The sequence below is a fragment of the Micromonospora sp. NPDC005806 genome (genome assembly GCF_042871425.1).
Lineage (GTDB): Bacteria > Actinomycetota > Actinomycetes > Mycobacteriales > Micromonosporaceae > Micromonospora.
The window spans coordinates 1-1,434 of record NZ_JBIAIL010000104.1 but is presented as its reverse complement, the minus strand read 5'-3'; the positions used below and the strand labels follow the sequence as shown (position 1 = coordinate 1,434).

Sequence of the window (1,434 nt, the reverse complement as noted above, 5' to 3'; positions counted from 1 at the left end):
TGCTGCGCTCGGCTGGTGACGTGTGGGCGTGCGTGTTGGAGATCAACACGTGGCGGCGGCACCGTCGTGATGTGCCGTTGGTGGGCTATCAGGAGTTGTGCCGGGAGTTGTCGGCGGCCGGGCCGGGCACGTTCGGCGAGTTGGATTCGACGGGGGCCCGGTCGGTGTTGCGCCGGTTCTCGGATGCCTGGTTCGCGGCGGCGAAGCGCCGCCGGGAAGGTGACGTGTCGGCGCGGTTTCCGCGGCGTCGGCGTGGGTTGATGCCGGTGCGCTGGTATCACGGCACGTTCCTCCTCGACGGGCGTCGGGTACGGATCTCCACTGCCCGAGGCACCCTCTCCTTTTGGGTGCGTTGGCGCGGGAGTTGCCCTGTCCGGTCGAGCAGGTCCGGTCGGTCACCCTGTTGTGTGAGGGCGGCCGGCTGTTCCTGGACGTCACCGCCGAAGTGCCTGTCGCGACCTACCCGCCCGGTTGCGAACCGGATCCGGGCCGGGTGGCCGGGGTGGATCTGGGGATCATTCACCCGTACGCGGTGGCCGGCCCGGACGGGAAGGCATTGCTGGTGTCGGGGCGGGCGATCCGCGCCGAGCACCGCATGCACCTGGCGGACACCAAAGCCCGTCGCCGCGCGGTGGCCGGGCGGGCGCCGAAGGCGGGGCAGAAGGGGTCGCGGCGGTGGCGTAAGTACCGCCGCCGGGCCCGGCTGGTCGAGGCACGGCACCGGCGCCGGGTCCGTCAGGCCCAGCACGAAGCCGCCCGAACGGTCGTCTCCTGGGCCGTGCGCGAGCGTGTCGGGGTGCTGCATGTCGGTGACCCGCGCGGGGTCCTCGGCATCGACGCGGGAAGGCGGCACAACCTGCGGCTACGGCAGTGGCAGATCGGCCGGCTCCTGCAAATCCTCACCGACAAAGCCACCCTGGCCGGCATCACCGTCCATCTGGTCGACGAACGCGGCACCTCCTCCACCTGCCCCACCTGCGGGCGGCGGGTGCCGAAACCCCGCGGGCGGACGCTGTCCTGCCCGCACTGCCACTTCACCGGGCACCGCGACCTCGTCGCGGCCGCCATCATCGCCACCCGCACCCCGGGCGGCGGACCCACCACCCCGACAGCCGTCGTGCTGCCGCAGGTGGTCACGCACCGTCGAGCCGGACGGCACCTGCCCGGTGCTGGCCAGTCCCGGCGTGATCCCCGCCGCCTACCAACGGCGGCGCGAGGATCAGTTGGCCCGCGGAGGCCCGCCCCACCACCCAGTGGTGGTGGGGAGTCGCTCGCCTCAACGGCGAGGATCCACAACAACCACCGGAAACCCGGTGAACGTTAGTGGACACCGCACTAACTTGCTTTTTAACCTTCGGCGTTCTGGCCGGACTTTGTGCGCTGTCGTGAGTGGACATGAAGACGGCCTTCGGTGATCATGTCGTCTCGCCAAAG

1 protein-coding gene is annotated in these 1,434 nt (G+C 70.9%); it reads left to right on the top strand.

Features of this window, described 5'->3' with window-relative positions; genetic code table 11:
* Positions 1–343: 343 nt before the first annotated feature.
* Positions 344–1,324 carry an RNA-guided endonuclease InsQ/TnpB family protein gene (locus tag ACFYOS_RS36415; protein ID WP_387151914.1) on the top strand — a complete coding sequence of 327 codons (981 nt, stop codon included), beginning with the start codon at positions 344–346 and terminating at the stop codon, positions 1,322–1,324.
* The last annotated feature ends 110 nt before the right edge of the window (positions 1,325–1,434 follow it).